We start from the raw sequence: 2,802 nt of genomic DNA on the forward strand, positions 1-2,802 counted from the left end.
ATGCAAATGGTGCAACATGCACCACCCATAATGGTTACCTGAAGGCTAGTTACATCATACTGTACTGAACACAATAAACATCGAATTAAGGCTAGATCACGGATTCATTTTGTCTGGTTTAGGTTGAAATATGAAATCAAAAATTACTCTGATGTTAGGAATACTTTTCTTTGCGTTTAGTTATCATGCTAATTCTGCTGAAACTACTAAGCTGGCGAACGCAGAGATTACTAATCTAATGATTGACTCTATTAATGGCGATGTGTTGTTTATAAGTGCTGAAGGTGAATTGACTGGTACAACATGCACAACTAATCAGACATGGGAATATGTACTACCGGTAGCATCGGATGCTAGAACCCAAACAATGATTTCGTTTCTCTTAACTGCGTACGCTGCAGGTAAAAAAGTGACTTTGAGAGGGACTGGTGTATGTGGAGATACATATTCTTCGATTGAAACACTCTATAGAGTTAAGCTCGATTAGTTACGATAAAGGTGTCGGATCTATTTTCCTACTGCTGTTTTTAGGCTCAAGCGAGTTGGCTCTGATGGAAATTAGAACGTCGTAAACAGGTTGGATAAGGAAGTTACTAAATGAGAAAAATAATCTTTGCCGTTGTGATGTTGTTAATAAGCGTAGACCTGTTCGCAGCGCACGGTAGAACTGCTTCAGCAGTGCCTACGCAGCTTATTCTCGCTCGTAGTGAAGGAGTGATGGTTCTAGGAGCTTTTGGAAATCCAGCAGCGTGCGAGACCACTAATTCAAATATCATAAACGTTGATAGAGTTTGGGTTCCACGCAGTCATGCAGAATATGAAACCATATACTCAACGCTTTTGGCTGCCATGATGGCGAGTAAGAAAGTTAATTTTTATATTCACTCTTGTACTACAGTCCCTTGGTTTGGTGGGGATATGGCTGAGTATAACCAAATGACAGTTGGTGATGTACGAATATTTAAGGATTAATGTTTAAGTCTCATTTAGGTTGAAGCCGGAAGCTAGTTCAAGTAAAGGAAACTATCAGCGTGAAATATCTATTATTATCTGTTTTATTATTTTTTTCGGAACTCTCGAATGCTAACCCTTTATGGACGCCAGCAGAAGGGAGTCTAGTTGATATCGTAAATCCGGGGACAAGGTCTCAAGGTGCCACATATTTTACCTTGAAAGGCGTGTCGTTTTCAGGCTGTACTAAGTCAACGGGCACAATTCTGTGGAAGGATACCAATAAAAACTATAACGAGATTTATAGCCTTTTGTTGGCTGCAAAGATGGCTAATAAGAAGGTCAGGTTGTATTACAAGAGTCCTGATGGGTGTGACTATCCAGAGCTAATTCAGGCCTATATGTTGTAAGTTATGAATGGTTAATCAAAGTCGATATTAGGTTGATAACGGAAACTTCGTTTGGCTTAAAGCTAACATTGTGAAATATCTTATTGAATGATTAAAAGGAACATTTAATGAAAAAAGTAAGTGTAATAATTCTAGCTTGCTTTGTTGCATTGCCAGTTTTTGCTGGCGGTTGGACAAATGGTGGACGCATTACCGAGATTGAGATTGTAAGGGCTCAAGGTTTTATGGTTAAAGGTAATTTTGGTGATGCGAATGATTGCGGGATATCAGATTATCTTTGGGTTCCTATCGATAACACTCAATATGATATTACTTATTCGACCATCTTAGCTGCTTATATGGCGGGTAAAAAAATTAAAGCTTACGCACATGAATGCAGAGAGATCGGGTGGCATGGAGGGTCTTACAGCACTATGACAAGTTCTGGTGCGATGTATTTAAGGGATTAATAACAGTTATAGGTTGGTTGTAGAAGCTGATTTAGGCTTTTTAAATAAGCTACTTTTGGCTCATAAGATTATATTGGGATAGGTATTAAATAATGCGAGTGTTTTTGTTAGCAGTGGTTTTAGCGCTTTATTCAGTAAACTGTTTTTCCGCTACAGAAAGTAGTTTTGATACCAAAGTCGAGCGAATTTTTGCCTACACTGAGTTTGGTAATGGGGATGTAGGATTTTGGCTTACTGAAAATGAAGGGAAGGAGTGCTATGGATATTGGATGTCACCAATTTCGAAAGGGTTTGATGCAAATTTCAGTTTATTACTCTCAGCTTATCATGCGAACAGCAATGTAATCGTATATGGAAAGCTAGGTGATGATAATCGGTGGCCTGGGTCAACTTCCGGGCACTATTGTAAAGTGGATGTAATTATTCTCAAAAAATAGGTGGAAATGTACGATGCCAGAAGCGTTTTCTGGAATGGCTATTTTAGGTTGTTAGTGGAAATTAAGGATATGAAAAAAATACTAGCTGTATGCTTATTGTGTATTTCAAGTGATTTATTTGCCTACGAGTATTTAACCGATCTATCGGGGCCAGGTGTCACTATCAAAAGATATTTTGTACATAAAAATGGTGGTTTAAGTTTGATTTTGAATGAAAACGTCCCAAAAAACTCGGAATGTAACGTTAAGAATCACGTTTATATTAAGCCTGATATAAACGGTCAAAGTTTAATGACATCGGCAGCACTAGCTGCTTTTGCGTCGGGTAAAGCAATAGGTCTTCACGGAGATGGTTGCGAGACTATTCCATTCTGGGGCGGAAGTTCTACAAGACCGATTGTGACTGATTTATGGGTGTTTGAGTAAATATTAAAGTTTTATTTACAGTTAATAGAGGTCGGTTTAGACGGTCTCAAATAGGTTGATAGTAGAAACTTCAAGCTTCAACCGGGCGTTGTTAAAAAGAGAAAAATGGAGAATCACTCAGTGAAGAAA

At 38.3% G+C, this 2,802-nt stretch carries 5 protein-coding genes; all 5 read left to right on the top strand.

Annotated features, from left to right (window positions below):
* Window positions 1-130 precede the first annotated feature (130 nt).
* On the top strand, window positions 131-487 hold the full coding sequence (locus A3757_RS18650; protein ID WP_068740072.1) for a hypothetical protein: 357 nt from the start codon (window positions 131-133) through the stop codon (window positions 485-487).
* A gap of 110 nt (window positions 488-597) precedes the next feature.
* Window positions 598-972 (top strand): hypothetical protein, encoded by a 375-nt coding sequence (locus A3757_RS18655; protein ID WP_068740074.1) that lies wholly within the window; start codon window positions 598-600, stop codon window positions 970-972.
* A gap of 59 nt (window positions 973-1,031) precedes the next feature.
* Window positions 1,032-1,361 carry a hypothetical protein gene (locus A3757_RS18660; protein ID WP_068567945.1) on the top strand — a complete coding sequence of 110 codons (330 nt, stop codon included), beginning with the start codon at window positions 1,032-1,034 and terminating at the stop codon, window positions 1,359-1,361.
* A gap of 107 nt (window positions 1,362-1,468) precedes the next feature.
* Window positions 1,469-1,810 (top strand): hypothetical protein, encoded by a 342-nt coding sequence (locus tag A3757_RS18665; protein WP_068567947.1) that lies wholly within the window; start codon window positions 1,469-1,471, stop codon window positions 1,808-1,810.
* A gap of 506 nt (window positions 1,811-2,316) precedes the next feature.
* Window positions 2,317-2,673 carry a hypothetical protein gene (locus tag A3757_RS18675; protein ID WP_156492024.1) on the top strand — a complete coding sequence of 119 codons (357 nt, stop codon included), beginning with the start codon at window positions 2,317-2,319 and terminating at the stop codon, window positions 2,671-2,673.
* Window positions 2,674-2,802 lie beyond the last annotated feature (129 nt).

This window comes from Oleiphilus sp. HI0117, assembly GCF_001635235.1.

Excerpts from the sequence above, each read along its gene's own strand:
- A3757_RS18650 (WP_068740072.1), top strand. The coding sequence starts at position 131 with ATGAAATCAAAAATTACTCTGATGTTAGGAATACTTTTCTTTGCGTTT.
- A3757_RS18655 (WP_068740074.1), top strand. The coding sequence starts at position 598 with ATGAGAAAAATAATCTTTGCCGTTGTGATGTTGTTAATAAGCGTAGAC.
- A3757_RS18665 (WP_068567947.1), top strand. The coding sequence starts at position 1,469 with ATGAAAAAAGTAAGTGTAATAATTCTAGCTTGCTTTGTTGCATTGCCA.
- A3757_RS18675 (WP_156492024.1), top strand. The coding sequence starts at position 2,317 with ATGAAAAAAATACTAGCTGTATGCTTATTGTGTATTTCAAGTGATTTA.